The following is a 19,057-nucleotide window of genomic DNA, read 5'->3' as shown; positions in this document are numbered from 1 at the left end:
ACATGATCGACCAGGCGCTCATCTCACCCCGCTACCTCGCCGGCCCCGGCGACGCGGCCTGGGTGACCGTCCCCCTACACGAGGCCGCTGGCTGGAGCCACGGACACGAGCCCCTGCTGCCCCGGGTCCTCCTCTCCAGTCCGGACCAGAAGACACTCCTGCGACTCGAGCCCGCACCCGGCGACCAGTGGTGGCGGATCATCCACAACGGCGGCAGCGCTGCCACCAGTTGGTACGCATCCTTCGGCGCGCGGACCCCCGTCGAGCTGATCGCCGCGGTCACCGACACCCTGACCGACCCTGCCTACAACGAGCGGGCCGTCGCCGATCCCACTCAGCCGCTGCGCCAGGCCGGGTGGGAGACGGCGCCCTCCGGCGAGTTCCGCTCCCCCGACAACATCGTGACGGGCGAGCGGATCACCTTCTCCGGCATGACCAGCTGGTTCATCACCGCCGCCCTCGACCAGGACCACACGGTCTGGCAGGCGCGCTTCGACGGCCGCGCCCCCGCCAGCGTCGTAACGGCCTTCACCCAGGCACTGGCCGTCGCAGAGCCGCTGCCGAGAACGCACGAGCAGACCCTCGGCCTCAGCAGGCAGCGTCTGACCCTTCACTGGCAGCAGGCGACGCCCGAGACCTTCGCCTCCGCGCTGCCCGTCCGCGTGCAGCGCCTGGCCGCCCGCCGAAGCAGCAAGCCGTCACCGGCGCCGCAGCCACCTCGGGCGACGCCGCGCCGTACCCACTGACCACCTCAACACCGGCCCTCCCCGGCACCGCCAAGGAACCACTGCCCCTTGCCCAGTCCCTCTTCCTCCAGCTCCGACGGCTATGACATAGCCCTGAAGATCGGCATCGCCGTCTTCGCCATCGGCTTCCCCCTCGCCAACTTCGCCTGGCTGGCCGGGAACGTCGCCGCCCGGTTGTCCGGGACCACCCCGTGGGTGTCCTACCGCCCGGCTGACGCGCTCCTCCATCCCGACCAGCTCTGGCCCGCAGCAGGAGAAACGTCCCTGCTCGTCGCCACCCGTATCGTCCCTGTCCTGCTGACGCTGGCCCTCGCCGCCGGCGCGGGCGTCCTGTGGCTCCGCTACAAGAACCGGTCCGGCGGCGGGAAGAAGACCGTCGACGGGATGGCGACGGTCCGCGACATCCAGCCGCTGCTCGCCAAGGCCGTCGAGGACAAGGCCCGCTCCTTGCGGCCGAGCCTGAAGCACGCCAAGCACATCGAACCCCGCGACGCCGGCATCCTCGTCGGTAACCTCGCCGGGACCCGCCACGAGGTCCGCATGGGCTTCGAGGACGTGGCCGTCGCGATCATGGCCCCGCGCTCCGGCAAGACGACTTCCCTCGCGATCCCCTCGATCCTCGCCGCGCCCGGACCGGTCCTGCTCACCTCCAACAAGGCGGCAGGCGACGCCTTTACGGCGACCTTCGACGCCCGTGCCGCCGTGGGGCGGGTGTGGTCGATGGACCCGCAGCAGATCGCCCACGCCGCCCGCGAGATGTGGTGGAACCCCCTCGCCGACGCGAAGACCCTCGACGGCGCCAACCGGCTGGCCGGGCACTTCCTCGCCGCGAGCGTGGACGCGAGCCAGCAGGGCGACTTCTGGTCCAAGGCCGGCAGCAACATCCTCAGCCAGTTGTTCCTGGCCGCCGCCCTGGATGAGCGGCCGATCACCGACGTGATGCAGTGGCTGGCCTTCCCCGCCGACCGGCGCCCGCTCGACATCCTGCGCGACCACAAGTTCACCGCGGTCGCCTCCCAGTTGAAGGGCACGGTGGAGGGGCCGCCGGAGACCCGGGATGGGATCTACGAGACCGCGAGGCAGTATGCCTCCGCCCTGCTCAACTCCGAGATCGCCGCCTGGGTCACCCCTCAGAAGGACATCCCCGAGTTCCGGCCGACCAACTTCGTGACGAGCAACGACTCGTTGTTCCTGCTGTCGAAGGACGGCGGCGGCGGCGCGAGCGCGCTGATCGCAGCGTGCGCCGACAGCGTGATGCGGGCCGCGACCGCCCAGGCAGAACGCGCCGGCGGCCGACTCGACCCGCCGATGCTCGCGATCCTCGACGAGGCCGCCAACGTCTGCAAGATCTCGGACTTGCCCGACCTGTACTCCCACCTCGGATCGCGCGGGATCATCCCGATCACGATCCTGCAGTCCTACCGCCAGGGCCAGAAAGTCTGGGGGGACACGGGCATGGACGCCATGTGGAGCGCGGCCACCGTGAAGATCATCGGCAGCGGGATCGACGACCCCGATTTCGCGGACAAGCTCAGCAGGATGGTCGGCGACCACGACGTCGAAACCGTCTCCACCTCGCACTCCGAGTCCGGGAAGTCGACCTCGGTGTCGATGCGGCAGGAGCGGATCCTGCCGGCCGACGCGATCCGCGCCCTGCCCAAGGGCAGCGCGTTGTGCCTGGCCACCGGCATGCGCGTCGCCATGCTCGACCTGCGCCCCTGGTACGCCGAGCCCGGCGCCGACGAACTCGCCGCCGCCTCCGCCCGTGCCTCGAAGGCCATCACCGCCCGGGCCCTCGCCAAGACCGCCCCTCGGCAGGACGACTACGACTCAGCGGCGTGACCAGCCGTCCCCGGCCGCGGGTGCACGCCCTCAGCACGTCGCGATCGGGTTCGCCATGGCCGCCGGACCTCCCATCCCCGAAAGGATCTCCTCCCATCACACCCTCATCCGCTTCGGACACCGCTGCACCGTTCCGGGAACTCGCCACCCACTTCGCGAAGCTGCGCGCCCAAGTCGACGCCGTGGAAAAGGCGCCGGGTCCCGGGTTCCTCTCCACGGTCACGCCGCTCCTCCTGGAATCCCAGCAACTGACGAGACAGCTCGTCACAGCGTTGTCGCGGCTCAGCACGAGCGAGTACGTCACCGTGCCCGGCAGCCGCAGCACCCTGGACACCCTCACCGCCACCGTCTCCAGCGCGGCCCTCGTGACCACCCACCTCGCCCAGGCCATTTCCGTCAATCCTCTGATCGGCGCGAGCCTTCCCGGCGCGGCGGTCGACGAGAAGGCCGTCCGTCAGGCCCGCGAGACCGATGCCGAGAGCGGCATCGTGGAGTGCCTGGCCGAAGCCTTCCACGACCTCGACCTCACCGTCACCTGCTGCTCCTACGCCGCCACCAGCATCGGCCGCGCCCTCGAACGCGCGGAGGCGGCCATGCCTCTGCCCAAGCTCAACACCAAGCAGACGACCGCCCTTGAGGACCTGGCCCAGGGCGAAGGGCGACGGTACGAGGACAGCTTCGGCCACAAGACCAAGGTCTACGTCTCCGGAGGGTCCTCCGTCCATCCGGCCACCTTCGCCTTCTTCGAGAAGTACCGCCTGGTCCAGGTCGAGGCCGCCACCTCTGACCGCCAGGGCCAGCGGGTGACCGTCACGGACCGCGCCCGGCGGCTTCTCGCCCAGTCCCGTCCGGCCACTCCCACAGGCCGGCCCGCTCCTGTCGCACAGACGGCGATGGCCGGACGGTCGAGGTGAGGGCCATGACCGATGAGCAGGGCCGGTTCCTGGTCTCACCGCGGCACCTGGCCGGAGCCGGGGACCGTCTCGCCGACGTCCTCGGGCCGCTGATCCACGTTTTCGGGTGGTCCTGGACTCACGATCGGGAGACCGGGCAGGTCACCGTGGTCAGTCCCGACGACACGCTCCAGGTGGATTTCTCGCCCTCCCGCCTGGACGGTATGTGGTGGACGATCGCCCGCAACGACCTGGCCTGGAAGATCACCGCTACGCGGCAGACGCCGCTGGAGGCCCTCGCCGGCGTCACCCAGGCGCTGCCCCAACTGCTGGGCGACATGCGGCACGCGGACCGCATCCCGCTGACGGAATGTTCCGTCGCCGACATCGCCGACCTGTACGACTGGACCGCGGGCACAGGGTCGTACACCTCTCCCGACGGGCACTGCACCATGCACCACACGCCCGGCCAGCCGTGGCGGGTGGAGCACTCCGTGTTCGACGGATTCGACACCCACTGGGCCGTCCACGCCACGGGCGCCGTCCCGGTCCAGCTCCCGGCCCAGTTCCTCACCTTCCTGGCCACGCCCGACCCGGTGGAGCGCACCCTCGCGGACGTCCCGTACCTGGCCCGGAGCGAGGCCCGGCTGACCTCGCTCACCGGTCTCCCCTCGGGGCTCGGGGCGCAGGTCGTCCACGCCCTCGGAGATCTGCCCACCAACGGGGAGGGGCGCCGGCGATGACGAGCCCTTCGGATTCCCGCCCTTTGCTGCCGGCCGAGCTTGCCCCCGCCCACGTCCTGCTGCTGGCGGAGGAGGTCACCATGTTCCGGGACCGCCTTTCCACACTGGAGTTCTCCAGGCCGGCCGCTCCGCCGGAAGCCCTGGCACACGCAGGACGCGCCGACGACCTCGCCGATACCGCAAGGGCGGTGAGGACCGAGATCGGCAAGGTCCGGCTCTACGTGAGCCCCGCGGTAGAGGACGCGTACAGCCGCATTCGGCTTCTGGAGACCCAGGCGGCCCTCGCGGGCGAGCACCTGCGGCTGGTCCATGCCTACCTCGTCCAGGTGTCGCCCCAGGAGCGCGCCCACCGGCCCTACCCGCGCGGCCGGGTCCTCGACACCCTCCTCGAAGCCGGCCACCACCTGCAGGAAGCGTCCCTGCTGACCTCGCTCGGCGCCTCCGACACCCTGCGTGCCGCTACGGATTTCGCGGGTGCGCTCCGCGCCCAGAAGCTGATCGACGGCAGGCCGCAGGCGATGTCGCCCACGCAGTACCAGGCGCTGCGCGCCATCGCGACCGGACGCCTGAGCGTCGAGGACACCGGTGGCCGCGAGTGGGCGTGGATGAGGGACGCGTCGTTCTCGATTGCCACGGTCCGGTCCCTGGAGTCACGCGGCTGGGTCCGCCGGGAGGCACATCACCCCTGGCCCGGGGCGCGGACCGCCCGTCTGTACCTCACCGAGGCCGGCCGCATTGCTCTCGCCTCCTGGCTCGGCCGTGTCCCCGTCGCCTCCCGCCCGGCCGCACTCGCCACCCGGGCAAGCCGGACGCCCGTCCGCTGAGCCGTACTCCCACCCCCCGATCCGAAGGCAGCCCCCCATGTCCCGTCACCTCCCTCAGGCCCCCCATTACGAGGTCTGCCTGCAGATGCTGACCCTCGCGACGAAGGCCGCCCAGTGCTTCGACGTGCTCGACGACCGCTCGCTGGCTTCTCCGCAGGCGACCGGGCGGATCGCCCGGCAGGTCACGGCGGTCACCTCGCTCGCCGAGGACGCCGCGGCCGTCGGCACGGCCCACCTGGGCCTGCCGATGTCCCTCATCGACCACACCGACCACACGGTCGCCTCCCGGCTGACCCAGCTCCAGGTGGTGGCGAAGGCGGCGGCCGAAGCCCTGCGGAGCGCCGCCGAGAGCACCGACCCCGTCTCGATGACCGCCGCGGACACCAGGCTGACCCACGTCCAGGCGGCCCGGGACCTGCTTGCCACCGCGGCCTCCGACCTCCTCGCCTGCGCCGCGCGCGTCGCCGCCGAGATGGAGCGCTACCGGAACAACTACGCCGTCCCCGAGGCCCACCACCAAATGAGCGCCGACCAGTTCAAGGCCCTGAGGCTCATTGCGACCGGGGTCGTCTCGATCGACGAGGACGGCCAGCCCTGGGTGGGAATGGACAAGACCGCCGTCCACCCGAGCGCGATCCGCGCTCTCGACCAGCAGGGGCTCATCGAGCCTGTGCCCTGCGCGTCCTGGGCCGAGGAAATCCGCGTCCTGCCCAGCCCGATGGGACGGCTCGTCCTGGCAGCCACCCTCGGCCGGCCGGAGCACCCTGCCGCCGAAGCGCCGTCGGTGCCCAGCCCGCTGCCGGCCGGGCCCGTCGCCTCCGCGGCGAGAGCCCGCCGATGACTGCAGATCACCCGCAGGAAGCCGGTGCGCGATACGCCGGGCGGTCCCCCGGCGCGACCGTCTCCTTCATCGAGCAGCTCCTGTCCTTCGGGACGGACCACATCCTCCAGCACGACCTGCTGGCCTCACCGGCCCTCACCACCCCCAAGGGAGCCCCCGAGATCACCGTCCGAGCCGCCACGGCGCTGTCCCTGGCCCGGCGCGCGCTGGACCTGCAGGAGGGCCTCGCCGGCCTGCCGCTCCACCAGGGCCAGACCTTCAGGTCGGTCCAGGCGCGGCTGCGGCAGCTCGCCATGCTCGCCACCGACTCCAGCGAGGCCCTGGCCAACGCCGCCGACGCCCTCGCCCCGGTCCGCGGGATCACGAGCCTGGAGGAGCTGGGCGCCCCGTGGGCGATGGAAGCCCGGAGGCTGGCCCGGGACGCCGTCGCCGCAGGCCGCGACTTCATGGCCTTCGGGGCGCAGGACTGCCTCGCCGCCGCGGAAGCGCTCGCCGCCGACCTACGGCAGCGGGGTTCCTGCCTCTCGAAGCGGCCCGCGGGCCTGTCGCCTGCTCAGCACGCCGGCCTGCGGGCCATCGCCCTCGGTCATGTCGCCGTGAGCGACGACAAGACGGTGCACCTGCACGGCGCGAGCCGCCCCGTGGCTATCACCACGATCCGCTCCCTGGAAGCACGCGGCCTGACCACCCGCGAGGTCTCCCCGCTCCACTGGTTCTGGTCCCGCTGCATCCCCACACCAGCCGGGCACCGCGCCCTCGCGGCCACGCTCACCGCGCCAGCCACCTTCCTGTCGGCGTCCGCCCCGGCCTCCCGGCCAAGCCGCCCGACCCCGCACACCACGAACCTCTGACCCCTGGCGAAACGCCGAGGTACACACCCACGGAGATTCCCCTGACCACCACCCTGGCGCTCGCCCTCTACGACACAGCCGGCCGAATCGACCGCCTGCGTTTCCAGCTCCAGACGCTGCCGCCGGCCCCCAAGACCCCGGCAGCGGACGGCGTCTCCGCACTCGTCGTCGATCTGGTCACCATCACCATGGACGTGACCACCCACATCAAGAGCTGCTTGTCCGAGCTGTCCGCCGGCACCTCGCCGAAGACGGCGCTCAGGGCCTACAGCGGCGCGCTGGCGCCGCTGGGCGAGGCGCTGACAGAACTCGGCCGCATGCATGCCGAGATCACACACTGGAACTTCAGCGCAGACGCCACGCGCCAACTCGGCTCGATGGGGACGGTACTTCCGTCCCAGCGCGTGATCGATGCGGTATCCGGCTGCCGTGAGGCAGTCGACGAGATCCTCGACGCGACGGCCATCGACCTCCGGACCAGCGCGACCGAGCTGGCGTCCCCTCCCTCGCTTCCCCGGTCCGGCGCTCCCGCACGCACGCTCCCCGCCACCGGCCCCGCACCGGCTTCGCTTCCCGCTGCCCTCCCCGCAGCGAAACGCCGCTGACGCCACCGCGGCAAGCCCCGGCCCCGTCCACGCCCCTTCCTCGCCGAGCCCGCTCCCGCCCCCAGGAGCCGCTTCTCCGCCCCCTCATCCAAGGATTTTCCAAATTTCCACCTCGCCCCAGTTCCGCGCTCTTTCCCTTGGCGCCGGCGTCCAGTCCAGCGCCCTGCTCGCCCTATCCGCAGAAGGAGTTCTCCCGAAAGTCGATTACGCGATCTTCGCCGATACCGGTTGGGAGCCCCGAAGCGTCTATGCACACCTTGACCGTCTCGAACAGGAAATCGCCGCACCGGCCGGAATACCCATTCTCCGGGTCTCCTCCGGAAACATTCGCAACGACGCTCTGGACCCCGATCACCGCTTCGCTTCGATGCCGCTCTACATCCTCAACGCGGACGGCCGACCTGGGATGACCCGGCGCCAGTGCAGCGGGGAGTATAAGGTCAAGCCCATCAAGAAGGAAGTCCGCAAGCTCCTCGGATACCCGTATCCGACGCGGGTCCCGAAGGATGTCTTCGTCGAGCAGTGGATCGGGATATCCACCGACGAATTCCATCGCGCCAAGGACGCGGACGTGAAGTACATGCGCAACCGGCACCCGCTGATCGACATGGACTGGACGCGCTCCGACTGCATCCGCTATCTCACCTCTCTCGGGCTCGCGGACACCCCGAAATCGAGTTGCCTGGGCTGCCCGTTCCACGGAAATGCCCAGTGGCGACAAATCCGTGACACCTCGCCCGACGAATGGGCGGACGTCGTCGAGTTCGACGCCGCGATCCGGAAGGGCAACGCCCGCGCCAACGCGACGGGGAACGCCCTGCTGGGCCAGGCGTTCCTGCACCGCTCGCGCGTCCCCCTCGGCCAGGCCCCGATCGACCACGTCACCAGGGCCGAGCGCGCCGCCCTCGACGCCGCGGCGGAAGCCGAGGCCGACGCCGCCGAACTGGGCGTGGTGAATGGCTGCTCGCCCTGGAGCTGCCGGGGGGACGAGCCGGAGCAGGACGACTTCGGACTCGCGTCGTGATCCCCCCGAAGGGGCTTGTCCTTGATCTTTTTGCTGGACCTGGTGGTTGGAGCGTGCCTCTGCACCGCTTCGGGATCCGGGACGTCGGACTGGAGTGGGACGAGTGGGCGTGCCGGACGCGGGCGGCGGCCGGCCTGCTGACGATCCGCACCGACGTGGCCGCGTATCCGGTGCACGTCTTCGCCGGCCGGGTCCGGGGGTTCATCGCCTCGCCCCCGTGCCAGGCATGGAGCCGGGCGGGAAAACGGCTCGGGCTGCTCGACCAGGACCTCGTCCACCAGGCGGTCGCCGACCTCGCCGCCGGCATCGACACCCGCACCAAGCTCCTGGCCGCCTGCCGGGACGAACGCTCCCTGCTCGCAGCCGAGCCGATGCGCTACCTCCACGCCCTGAATGCCGTGGGCGAGCCGGAGTGGGTGGCCATGGAGGAGGTGCCCGACGTGCTGCCGCTGTGGAGGCAGTACGCGCAGATCCTGAGGTCCTGGGGCTTCTCCGTGTGGTGCGGCATCCTCAACTCCGCGGACTACGGGGTGCCCCAGACCCGGCGGCGGGCGATCCTGGTCGCCTCCCGTGTCCGTACCGCCGAACCCCCGACGCCGACCCACGCCCAGGTCGCCGAACCCGAGAGCCTCTTCGGACCGGGCCGCACCCGCTGGGTGTCGATGGCCGAGGCTCTGGGCTGGGGGGCGACCGACCGGCCCGTCCCGACCGTCTGCGCCGGCGGCGGGCCCGGCGGCGGCCCCGAACCCTTCCCCTCCGGGGCCCGCAAGACCCTCGTCGCCGCCCGGGCGCGCGGAACCTGGACGGCTCCCCCGGCCGTCGAGGACGTCGTCCTCAAGCCCCAGACCCGCGGAGCGGGGTGGACCGCCCGTCATGGTGCCCGCGGCGACAGCCCCGCCACCGGACCGGCCCCCACCTGCACCGGGAAGACCGGCCACTGGACGTGGTCCCTGCGCAGCAACAACCAGCCCAACGCCACCGTACGGCCCCTCGACGAGCCGGCCGGGACGCTGTTCTTCGGGCACCGCGCCAACGAATGCACCTGGATCGCCACACCAGTCCCTGCCGGGAACGAAGACGCGCCGACTCCAGCGCCGATCAGGATCACCGCCGCCGAGGCGGGCATGCTGCAGACCTTCCCCGCCGACTACCCGTGGGCCGGGAACAAGGGCCAGCAGTTCTCCCAGATCGGCAACGCCGTCCCCCCGAGGTTGGCAGCGCACATCCTCGCCCCACATCTCGACCGCACCCTCACCACCGACGACTTCACCCTGGCCGCCTGATGTCCCACAGCCCCGATCCCAACGAGGACGACCTCGGCACGATCCCGGCGTCGCACCCGGTGTTCCACGCCGAGCAAGCCCTCCTCGGCGCGCTCCTCTTCGACCCACGCCTCCTCGGCGACGTGACCGGCATCTCCGCCGACTCCTGGAGCACCGCCGCGCACGCCAGTTTGTTCGCCGCGATCAGCACCCTGCCGCCGCCCGATCCCAACGAACACAGGAAGACCACCGCGTGGCTCACCCAGGTGCTCGCCGCGGCCCGGGAGGAGGCACGCGGTCTGAGCGCCTCCTACCTGCACACCCTCATCCAGGTCTGTCCCTGGCCCCGGCACGCGGCGGCCTACGCGCGGATGGTCGAGGCCGAGCACGCCCGCCGCCGCCTCCGGGACGCCACCGGCCTCCTCGTCCAAACGGTCCACGACGTCTCCCTGCCGGAGCCCGTCGAGGCAGTGCTCGCCGAGGCCGACGCGCTCGCCGCCGTGGTGGACGACATCGCCACACGCTTCCCGCCCCGCGCCGGCATCCTGCCCCGCACCCCGGTACCCCCGCCGAACGCCGCGGCCGACCCCACCGAAGCGGTGGAGGAGGAGCAGCTCCTGCTCGCCACCGCCACCGCCCGCCCCGCCGACATCGAGTCCGTGCGGTGGCTGCTTGCCGAGGACTTCACCCAGCCCCTGCACGCCGGCTTGTGGCAGTGCCTCACCGCCCTCGCCCGGCGGCACGAGCCCGTCGACCCCGTCACCGTCCTGTGGGAGGCCCAGCAGCGCGGCCTGCTGCACGACGGAAGTGAGCCGAGCGGCGTACTCCGTCTCCTCGCCGAGCCCGCCGGGTCCGTCGGGCACTGGGGCCAGCGTGCCCTCACGCGCTCGCTCCTGGCCGCCGCCGACCAGGCCGGTCGGCGCATCCAGGCGTACTCCGACGACCCGATGAACACACCGTTCCAGCTCGTCGCCGGTGCTCGCCGGGCCCTCGCCGACATCGGCGCCATCCGCACCCGCTGGCAGCACGCCACCGGGCACGCCCTCCCCCCGCCGGCGCGAGCCGCACGCGCCGGACCCGCGGCCCGCCGCGCCCCCGCCGTCTCGCCGCCGGCACGTCCCGTCGCCGCCGGCCGGACCCCCTGATCCCCGAAAGGCCCCGATGCCGTACGCCCCCGCCAACGCCCACATCCACTTCGCCCTCCACCCCGACCACCATCCCGCCGTCATCGCCACCACGACAGGCCCCACGGCCGACGCCGCCCGCTCCCACCTCCACGACCTCGGATGGCGCAGCACCGGCCCGGCCACGATGGTGCTGGCCCGCATCGACTGCGAAGAGCCCCACTACACCGCCCAGGCCGCCGAGCAGCTCCGGCGGTACGGCTTCACCACCGAGATCGACCCCGCTCTCCAGGAGGAGATCGACACCGAGTGGACCTGGGCGAACTACCCCATGCCCTGGTGCACCCGCGAGGAGATCCGCGAGGTCGGCGCCGCGGCCCAGCGCATCCACGACGACATCGCCGCCGGCCGCCTGGTCATCCACCTGCACGCTCACGACGGCCACACCATCGTGGCCGTCGGCTCCTACAAGGAAGGCGTCCGGCGGCACGTGCACCTCCACGGCGAGGACCACCTCCGGCAGGAGACCGACCTCGCCTTCGGCACCGAAGCGGAGGCCGTCGCCGAGTTCCACCGCCTCTACGGCGTCGCCGTCCGCCCCGGCCCCGCCCCGCTCACCAGCCGAGAGCAGGCCGTCCGCCAGCTCCTCGCGGGCAAACCCCCGTCCGCCGCCGAGGAGACCCCTGCCCCCGCAGCCGAACCGCCGGCCGCGGAGCCCGGCGAGCACGAGGCGTTCCTCTCCGCCCTCTTCGACAAGAACCGCCAGTGGGAGAAGTACCGCCCCTTCGACGAAACGACCATCGCCTCCCACGAATCCCTCACCGTACGAGCCGAGTTCGACCACGAAGCACGCCACCGCACCGACGTCGCCTGGACGATCGCCGAGTACGACGGCCCCGTCGGCGAGCGCCTCTGGCACGCCACCCTCACCGCCGGCACCCCCGTCCCCCTCATCCGCACGATCCTCCAGCACCTCGACGCCCCGCCGCTCAGCACCGCGGACCACCCGGACAACGTCCTCCACGGCGCCGCCTGGCACCCGGCGAGCCACCCCGCCCGCACCACCTGGACGGCACCGGACCGGACCATCACCTTCGAGTCCACCCCGCACGCCACGGCGGACCGATGGACGCTGTACGGCGGGGAAGACCTCGACCGGGCGGCGTGGACCCTCCATCTCTCCGCCGGCGTTCCCCACACCCTCCTGGCCGAGCTCGCCCAGACCGCCGCAGACCTGTTTCCGTCACCCACACGGCCGACTCCGAGGCCGCTTCCGGCGCCCGCCCGCGGGCTTCCCGCAGCCGTGCCCACCCAGCGCGCCCGCGGCCGGTAACCGGACCCGTCTCGACCGCCGCCGACGCTCAGCGCTTGCCCACCGACTCTGACCTGCACAGATGCGGCTCCGACCTGGCAGGTTCCGCCCGGCGAACTAGCTTTAAGGGAGCGTGCTAGCTAGATTAGGAGGGTGATTACGACTTGACGCACCCACTAATTACGCGTCAAGTCATTAGGGTCACACTGTCGGCGCTAAATTAACGTCGCCGACTACGAAGCCAACTTTAAGCGGCGGAAGATTAGCAATGTTGCCCGCGACGCAGATTAGTAATCTCGCCGCCGCAAAAGTTTGGGGCCGACGCGGACGAGAACGTCCACGCCGACCCCTCCCGGACGGCCGTCCGGGACCGGGTAGGCTCCGGTCCCGGACGGCGTCAGACCCTGAGGAAGACCAGCAGCGTCATGCCGCTGACCATCGCAGACATCACCGACGCCATGATGGCGCAGATGACCTCCACCCTCTGTAGCCCCTTCAAGGGGCTACCTCCTGACGGGTGTTCGGGCTCCCGCCCCGCTGAACCACACATGGGTCCACCTTCCTGTGAGGGGCACGCCGGTTGCGCGCCCCAGGCAGGTGGCTCGGCATACCGAGCCACCCGTGCGGAGCACGAGCCAGGCCCCCCGCAAGGAACGGGGCGACAGGGCCCCACGATAGCCGTTCTTGAACCCTCCATGCGACCTTCTGGATACGCCTGGAAAAGAAATTCCCGGCGCGCGCACTCGATGCTTACGCACGCGCCAGAACGCAGCCGACTTCCACTCGTGCCGCCTATCGGGATTCAATAGGAACCGTGACCGGCAGGTGCCCACGGGGCGTCCTGCAGTACGGTGTGGCGGCATGACGGTGCTGATCATCGGCGCCAGCGGGTTCCTCGGGACCGAGCTGGTGCGACAGGCCCGGGCTGCGGGCCAGGCCACAGCCGCGACGTTCAACTCCCGCCCCGGCGAACCGGCCAGCGCCACCTGGCACCAGCTGGACTTACGCGATGCGCGTCGCCTCGACGAGGTTCTCGACGCCGTGACCCCTACCGCGGTGATCAATGCATCCAGCGGCGACGCCGACTGGGCGGTCACCGCCGACGGCTCGCTCCGCCTCACCGTGGCGGCGGCGAGCAGGGGAATCCGCCTGGTGCACGTGTCCAGCGACGCGATCTTCTCCGGTGCTGACGTCCACTACACCGAGACCGCCCTCCCCGACCCCGTCACCCCGTACGGGGCCGCAAAGGCCACCGCCGAGACGGCCGTACGCGTCCTTCACCCCGGCGCGGCCGTCGCCCGCACCTCGCTGATCATCGGCGACGGCGGTTCCGCACACGAACGCATCGTCCACGAACTCGCCGCCGGCACGCGGGAAGGCGCCCTGTTCACGGACGACATCCGCTGCCCCGTCCATGTCGCCGATCTGGCAGCTGCCCTGTGGGAGCTTGCGCTGAGCGACGCGACCGGCGTCTTCCACCTGGCCGGCCCCGACGCCGTCAGCCGCTTCACCCTCGGCGTCCTCGTCGCCCGCCGCGACGGCCTCGACCCCGCCCTTCTCCCCGCCGGCCGCCGAGCGGACAGCAGCCTGCCCGGCGCCCTGGACGTACGCCTCGACAGCCGTGCCACTCAGCGACAGCTGGGCACCCGGCTCCGCGGAGTACGAGAGTTCCTAGGGAACGGCTGACGAGGGACGGTCTTATCCGACCGGCTTCATGGCCCCCTGCTGTGGGCTGGGGCGCTCCACCCGATGCCGGCCGGGTGGGAGGCGCTCCACTGCGACGGAGAGGTCTCCCTGAACCGGGCGTCACGTCCCGTCGGGCTCCGCTTTCGGCTGGCTGCGGGCACGCCGTAGCTCACGGATTCGATCCTGCGCGGCGAGCAGCCGCCGGCTCTCCTCTTTCAGGGACAGCGCGCCGTCCTGCTTCTGCTGTGTGGTCTGCTGCTTCGCGGCCCGGCGCTTCGTCGTGAAGGCCGCCGCCTTCTTCTCGCACTCCTCATGGACCGGCTTCCCGCGGCTTGGCCCCTGCTCCCGGCTGACCCACACCTTCCCGGTGATCTTGCCGCCGCACATCGCGCACACTGCCGGACCGCGTCGGCGCGGCTGCGGGGTCGCCTTCTTCGCCGGCTTTGCAGGCTGGACCTCGACCGTGCCGTCCGCACGGGTCACGGTCACCTCGGAGGCTGGGGTCACGTCATACGACCGCAGGTCACCGGGAGTCGCCCGGTGCTGCTGGCCCTTCCTGCCCGCGCGCCCTCGCGGGATACGGCTGCTCATGACCACAGCCTAGAGGTCCCTGATATTCCCCAAGACTGCGTCACAGCAGCCCGTGTGCTGCTACCCGCCCTGGGGGTCTCCGTTCATTCATCCACTCGGGTGAACGGGTGGCGGCCCGGACCGCGACTCGGCCACGATGCCCTGATGCAGGATGACGAACCGCTGGAGGAGTGGGCTCGCCGGCGCGATGCACGCCAGGCCGCCTCGAAGGGCAGGCGGCGCGCGGTGCCGCTCGGTGACGGCCCTCATCGTGGGGCCCACGTGGACCCCGACGCCCCGAGAGCGATCGAAGAGTGGACCGGCACCGAGTGGATGGTCGTCGGCGTCGTCGAGGACTTGGCCGCCGCGAAAGCCCTGTTGTATCCGCCGCCGCCCGTGCAGGAGAAGCCCGCCGAGTGGGACCGGCCTGCCATGGGCAAGGGACGCGGCCGGCACCGGAAGCCGTCCTCGGCTGAGGATCGGGACCAGTAGGTCGAGGTGTGTCCCGGCCTCGCGCCCCTCGCTCATCTCGAAGCTGCCTTCGATTCCTCCCCTGACCTCGCTCGGCCGCAGCACCTGACCCTCTGATGCGGATAGCTCCGCGTTACGGTCGAAGCGACCTGCACGGCGCCGTTCCGGCGTTCGAGCCATCGCACCGAGGAGACCGACCGTTGGACACCGCCCCCCTGCCCACCGACGGGGACCTGTTCTGGCAGGAGCGCCGGACCTGCTTCCTGACCACCCTCCGTCCCGACGGCTCCCCGCACACGACCCCGGTCGGCGTCACCTACGACCCTGAGACGCGGATCGCCCGCGTCATCACCGACGGCGGCAACAAGAAGGTCCGCAACGTCCGCGCCGCCCTGGCTTCCGGGGGCGAAGCCCGCGTCAACGTCAGCCAGGCCGAAGGGCGGCGCTGGTCCACCCTCGAAGGCACCGCCGTCATCAAGGACGACCCCGCCGCCGTCGCCGACGCCGAGCGCCGCTACACCGAGCGGTACAAGACCCCGCGCGTGAACCCCAACCGGGTCGTCATCGAGATCACCGTCACCCGCGCCCTGGGACCCACCAAGCCTTCCGGCTGGTGACCCCGTCCGGCGTCGGCGCGGGCGCAATATAGGCGAGGATCCCCGGTTTCCGAAACCGGGGATCCTGCGGAGGATGGACGACACCACCGCCACTCCCCCGCCCCTCCGTCGAAAGGCGCCTCCCCCACCGAGATCCTCGCCCCACCAAGCGCTACGCCGCGGCGTACGACAGCCGGAACAGCTCCAGCGCCCGCTCCACGTCCTTCTCCGAGCGCAGCTGGACCTCCAGGTCGCCTGTGCCGTGATGGCCCAGTCCCGTCACGTCCCGGGTGAAGCCCGGCACGAGTTCCACCGTGGCCGGCGCGACCTTGAGGTACACCAGCAGCTTGTCCTGCCGTCCAGTGACGCAGGCGAAGTTCCGCAGCCGCTGGTAGGCGTCGTACTGCTTGCGCTCGACCTTCGTCACGCCCTCGCCCAGCCCGAGCAGCACCTCGTCGACCACGGCCGCGAGCTCCGCCATGGCGTCGGTCCGCCGGCGCGGTGACGTGCCCCGTCCGCCGCGCAGGCTCTGCCGCCGCGTCCCGCTGCCCTGGGCAGCGACCGACGCGACCGTCTCCAGCGCGATGTGGTGCTCGCCGAGCATGGTGTAGCGCACGAGGTCGATGGACCGCCGGTGCTCGCGCACCGCGTGCAAGTCGTAGCGCGTGAAGCCGCCCGCCACGCAGATCAGCCGGGGCGTGCTCCACAGAACTCCGGCGGCTGCCGCCGGCCCGAGCCGCTCGCGGACCAGGGCCTCGAACTCCTCCCGGTGGTCCATCAGCCAGGCCACGTAGAACAGGCCCTGCGACAGGACACCCGGGTCGGTCGCCCGCTTGTACTCGACGATCACCGGCGAGCCGTTCTCGTCCAGCCCGAGCGAGTCGATGCGCCCGCCGTGGACGGGGCCGGTGCTGTACTCGGTGGCCAGGAAGCGGACCCCGAGCATGGGCTCCATCGCGCTCTCAACGAGCACCTGCACATCGGCCTCAGCCTCAGCCAGCCACGGCGTGACCTCGGTCACGCCGTTTGCCGTGTCGAACAGTTTCAGGTCCAGCCACCCCCACTCAGCGATTGCCGAGCGAGAACGTCGCGGAGGACCAAGATTATTTCCCGAAAGGCACTCCCCGCCCCGCCGGACAGGACTAGACTGGCATGTGACCTAAAAGGGACATCTAGACCCCTTGGGACATGCTTGGGACCGCGCCTCTAACGGGCTTTCAGATAGGCCGCTGACCTGCGGGAAACGCGAAAAAGAGCGACGGCCTCCGGAGCCGTGTGCGCAGGTTCGAATCCTGCCGGGGGCACTTCGCAGGAAGTGCCGAAAGACCCCGTGATCAGCAGAAACGCTGAGCGCGGGGTCTTGTTGTATGTGCAGGCATGTGCCGCCCTGAGCCACCGTATGTCGAGGTCTGTGGACGAGGCGTGGACGGGATCTTGAAGCATTGCCGCAGGTGAGGTCCGGGAGGGGACAGCGCTGGCGGCCCGCTGAAGGGTACGGATCACGCCTGGCTCCATGCCTGACGATGGCGAGCCACGCTGTACACCTGCTCGACCTGCTCAGCCGTCAGTGCCCCTGAGAGCGGCGCCAGAGCCGCTACTTGGCGCTCCTGGTAAACTCGGACGTCGAGCTGCGTGGCCACCACCTTGAGATCCGTGACGCCAACGAAGACGAGGACTGGCTCGACCGGTACGGGAAAGCCGCAGTAGTGCTCAAGCACCCTGACTACGCGCTTGGCCTCAGCCCGGCTCTTGCGGACATAAGGCGCCGGCTTTCCGTGATTGACCCTCACTGCATCGTCGCCGACCCACACGGTCTTGTTGTGGTGGTGCTTCGTATTGATGCTGAACACTCCTCCAGGCCCGATCAGTAAGTGATCGACGTCCACGCGGTTGGCCAAGGGGATGGCATGTAGAACCCGCCATCCGTGACGCGTCAAGCGGTTCAGCTCGGCTCCCACCCGCTTCTCCCCCGCCAGTCCCTTCCGCCACGAGTCCCACTCGCTGGGACGCCGCAGGAGCTGTGAGACGACTCGCTCAATGAACCCCGGGCCGGATCTGTCGAGCAGGTCACGGATAGCTTCTCCGGGACGGTTCGTGGACAGGTCGTCGGCCGGCTTCAGAGGCGGCAGCGTAGGGCGATCGTCAGCTGCGGATGCTTCCTGCGATGACACTGACTCGCGGACGTCCTGTAAGTGGTGCGTCAACACGGCGATCACGTCGTCGCGATACTCAGCGGCCAGGACGGTGATGTCCCCCGTCCTCACGTCCGCCCAACCGACCGCAGTGCCATCAGGCAGATTCGCGTACAGGCGATCATGCCCGTACCGCTTCCAGCGCGTGACCTTCAGCTCCATGAGCCCCCCCTCGTCCGCTTCCAGCCCGAAGCATCGCAGCGGAAAGGGCTCAAAACGAGAGAGGCCCCGGACAAGATGCCCGGAGCCTCAAGGGGGTGCAGGGTGCTTACTCGTATTCGCGCAGGAGGTCCTCGATACGCCGGTTGGCGACGTCCTGTCGCCCATCGAGACACTTCGCGTAGCGGGTCAGCAGGACCTCCACGCTGTTGCCGGCGCGCTCGGCCACCTCGGTCGGGTCGACACCGGCATTGAGCCAGGTCGACAGCGCTGAATGCCGAAGGTCGTACGGCCGACTTGCGAGCGGCGAGGCGGCGACGGCCGGCGGAAGCGCGAGGAGCCGGGCTTCCTGCCAGACGCGGTAGTAGGTCGAGGAGGGAACTACCGAGCCCTTCTCGCTGAAGAACAGGCGCCCGTCGTCGGCTGTGCCGAAAGTGCCCAGATGATCACGGAGAACGGCAACCAGATGAGGCGGGATGGGCACACGCCGAACGTCCTCGGTCGGTCGGTTCTTCAGCCCGCGGTTGTCATGGGTCTCCCCCGAATCCGTCCATTGCTTGCCGACTGACGGCCGGGTCCGATGCAGGAGTGCCGAGCCCCAGCCCTGCTCGGGAAGGACGAGGTCCGTCTCGACCAGGCCAACGGCTTCTGCCGGGCGAAGGCCGCCGAAGTACATCGCGGCGAAGAGGCCGACCAGCCGACGCCCGCGAGCCCGCCGGTACCCACCAACGTAGGAAACGGCCGTCAGGAGATTGCGAGCCTGTTCCGGGTTGGCGACGACGCGGGGATCGACCTGGTTGGACACCTTCGGCTTCTGCCAGCGGACAGCCGTGATCGGGTTCTCTCGCAGCTCCCCCAGGTCCACGGCGTAGTTCGCCGCATTCACGAGGGTCCGCCGCTTACGCCGCACGGTTTCCGCAGCAGCTGCGGTCCCGTCGAGCTTGATTTTCAAGGCATCCAGCACCGCACGAGCCGTAGCAGGCTCAGCAAGATCAGCGAGCGGCCGGGACGCCTTGGACACCCAGTGAAGGACATTCATCACCTCGTCCGGCACTTCTCGCTCGGCAGGTCCCGGAAGCACGAAAGCCCAGTTACGCAGCGCTCTACGGATCAACTCATCTGCCGGCCGTCCAGGGCGGTCACCAAGGAGCTCCACAGTGATGCTGGTAAGCGACTCATTTATGCCGTCTCGTGTATTGGGTGCGGCGTGAGGCCACTTCATCGCTAAGGGCTGTCCCGTAACTGGGGCTACGGACAGGCGTCAGGCGCTCGGGTTCCTCCACAGGTGTCGCTCGTCCAGGGTCCCGAACCGCACC

General features: G+C 70.5%; 18 protein-coding genes and 1 pseudogene. 15 read left to right on the top strand and 4 right to left on the bottom strand.

All coding sequences use genetic code 11. From position 1 onward, the window contains the following. Nucleotides 1–2 precede the first annotated feature (2 nt). The 13 genes from ACFYZY_RS02480 (at nucleotide 3) to ACFYZY_RS02420 (ending at nucleotide 13,753) form a co-directional block, all read left to right on the top strand. Nucleotides 3–746 carry a DUF317 domain-containing protein gene (locus ACFYZY_RS02480; RefSeq protein WP_388689346.1) on the top strand — a complete coding sequence of 248 codons (744 nt, stop codon included), beginning with the start codon at nucleotides 3–5 and terminating at the stop codon, nucleotides 744–746. Nucleotides 747–794: 48 nt separating this feature from the next. Beyond that, nucleotides 795–2,588 carry a type IV secretory system conjugative DNA transfer family protein gene (locus tag ACFYZY_RS02475; protein ID WP_388688817.1) on the top strand — a complete coding sequence of 598 codons (1,794 nt, stop codon included), beginning with the start codon at nucleotides 795–797 and terminating at the stop codon, nucleotides 2,586–2,588. 182 nt (nucleotides 2,589–2,770) lie between these two features. Further along, nucleotides 2,771–3,502, top strand: a complete 732-nt coding sequence (locus ACFYZY_RS02470) for a hypothetical protein (RefSeq protein WP_388688815.1) — start codon at nucleotides 2,771–2,773, stop codon at nucleotides 3,500–3,502. Between the two features lie 5 nt (nucleotides 3,503–3,507). Then, nucleotides 3,508–4,224, top strand: a complete 717-nt coding sequence (locus tag ACFYZY_RS02465) for a DUF317 domain-containing protein (protein ID WP_388688814.1) — start codon at nucleotides 3,508–3,510, stop codon at nucleotides 4,222–4,224. Further along, complete coding sequence (locus ACFYZY_RS02460; RefSeq protein ID WP_388688812.1) at nucleotides 4,221–5,048, top strand: hypothetical protein; 828 nt, start codon at nucleotides 4,221–4,223, stop codon at nucleotides 5,046–5,048. Before ACFYZY_RS02465 ends, ACFYZY_RS02460 begins: the two co-directional genes overlap by 4 nt. A 37-nt stretch (nucleotides 5,049–5,085) precedes the next feature. Further along, nucleotides 5,086–5,889 (top strand): hypothetical protein, encoded by an 804-nt coding sequence (locus tag ACFYZY_RS02455; RefSeq protein ID WP_388688810.1) that lies wholly within the window; start codon nucleotides 5,086–5,088, stop codon nucleotides 5,887–5,889. Further along, complete coding sequence (locus ACFYZY_RS02450; protein WP_388688808.1) at nucleotides 5,886–6,740, top strand: hypothetical protein; 855 nt, start codon at nucleotides 5,886–5,888, stop codon at nucleotides 6,738–6,740. The genes ACFYZY_RS02455 and ACFYZY_RS02450 overlap by 4 nt, the downstream gene beginning before the upstream one ends. Nucleotides 6,741–6,928: 188 nt before the next feature. Beyond that, nucleotides 6,929–7,345 carry a hypothetical protein gene (locus tag ACFYZY_RS02445; RefSeq protein WP_381528981.1) on the top strand — a complete coding sequence of 139 codons (417 nt, stop codon included), beginning with the start codon at nucleotides 6,929–6,931 and terminating at the stop codon, nucleotides 7,343–7,345. 163 nt (nucleotides 7,346–7,508) lie between these two features. After that, nucleotides 7,509–8,369 (top strand): hypothetical protein, encoded by an 861-nt coding sequence (locus tag ACFYZY_RS02440; RefSeq protein WP_388689344.1) that lies wholly within the window; start codon nucleotides 7,509–7,511, stop codon nucleotides 8,367–8,369. Between the two features lie 53 nt (nucleotides 8,370–8,422). After that, a complete protein-coding gene (locus ACFYZY_RS02435; RefSeq protein ID WP_376424985.1) occupies nucleotides 8,423–9,652 on the top strand; it encodes a DNA cytosine methyltransferase in 1,230 nt (409 codons plus the stop codon). Beyond that, nucleotides 9,652–10,776, top strand: coding sequence for a DnaB-like helicase N-terminal domain-containing protein (locus ACFYZY_RS02430; RefSeq protein ID WP_388688806.1), 1,125 nt, complete (start codon nucleotides 9,652–9,654; stop codon nucleotides 10,774–10,776). Before ACFYZY_RS02435 ends, ACFYZY_RS02430 begins: the two co-directional genes overlap by 1 nt. 16 nt (nucleotides 10,777–10,792) lie before the next feature. Continuing rightward, a complete protein-coding gene (locus ACFYZY_RS02425) occupies nucleotides 10,793–12,088 on the top strand; it encodes a DUF317 domain-containing protein (RefSeq protein WP_388688804.1) in 1,296 nt (431 codons plus the stop codon). Nucleotides 12,089–12,928: 840 nt separating this feature from the next. Beyond that, nucleotides 12,929–13,753, top strand: coding sequence for an SDR family oxidoreductase (locus ACFYZY_RS02420; RefSeq protein WP_388688802.1), 825 nt, complete (start codon nucleotides 12,929–12,931; stop codon nucleotides 13,751–13,753). Between the two features lie 120 nt (nucleotides 13,754–13,873). Here ACFYZY_RS02420 and ACFYZY_RS02415 read toward each other — a convergent pair whose 3' ends face one another. Then, complete coding sequence (locus tag ACFYZY_RS02415; protein WP_388688801.1) at nucleotides 13,874–14,344, bottom strand: hypothetical protein; 471 nt, start codon at nucleotides 14,342–14,344, stop codon at nucleotides 13,874–13,876. Nucleotides 14,345–14,488: 144 nt separating this feature from the next. Between ACFYZY_RS02415 and ACFYZY_RS02410 the strand changes: the two genes are divergently transcribed. Then, the gene (locus ACFYZY_RS02410) at nucleotides 14,489–14,815 is read left to right on the top strand and encodes a DUF6087 family protein (RefSeq protein ID WP_190044844.1); all 327 of its coding nucleotides are present in this window, start codon (nucleotides 14,489–14,491) and stop codon (nucleotides 14,813–14,815) included. 179 nt (nucleotides 14,816–14,994) lie between these two features. Further along, entirely contained in the window at nucleotides 14,995–15,411 is a 417-nt protein-coding gene (locus ACFYZY_RS02405) for a TIGR03618 family F420-dependent PPOX class oxidoreductase (protein ID WP_351105175.1), read from the top strand. A gap of 151 nt (nucleotides 15,412–15,562) precedes the next feature. Here ACFYZY_RS02405 and ACFYZY_RS02400 read toward each other — a convergent pair whose 3' ends face one another. The 3 genes and pseudogenes from ACFYZY_RS02400 to ACFYZY_RS02390 form a co-directional block, all read right to left on the bottom strand. After that, nucleotides 15,563–16,363, bottom strand: coding sequence for a transporter (locus tag ACFYZY_RS02400; protein WP_388688800.1), 801 nt, complete (start codon nucleotides 16,361–16,363; stop codon nucleotides 15,563–15,565). 526 nt (nucleotides 16,364–16,889) lie between these two features. Beyond that, nucleotides 16,890–17,744, bottom strand: a complete 855-nt coding sequence (locus ACFYZY_RS02395; protein WP_388688798.1) for a nuclease-related domain-containing protein — start codon at nucleotides 17,742–17,744, stop codon at nucleotides 16,890–16,892. A gap of 106 nt (nucleotides 17,745–17,850) precedes the next feature. After that, nucleotides 17,851–18,969 (bottom strand): annotated as a pseudogene (locus ACFYZY_RS02390) (tyrosine-type recombinase/integrase); the annotation flags it as partial. Nucleotides 18,970–19,057: the final 88 nt, after the last annotated feature.

It is taken from the genome of Streptomyces sp. NPDC001744 (assembly GCF_042892575.1).
Taxonomy (GTDB): Bacteria; Actinomycetota; Actinomycetes; order Streptomycetales; family Streptomycetaceae; genus Streptomyces.
The sequence above is the reverse complement of the archived record's forward strand: the minus strand, read 5'-3'. Positions and strand labels throughout refer to the sequence as shown.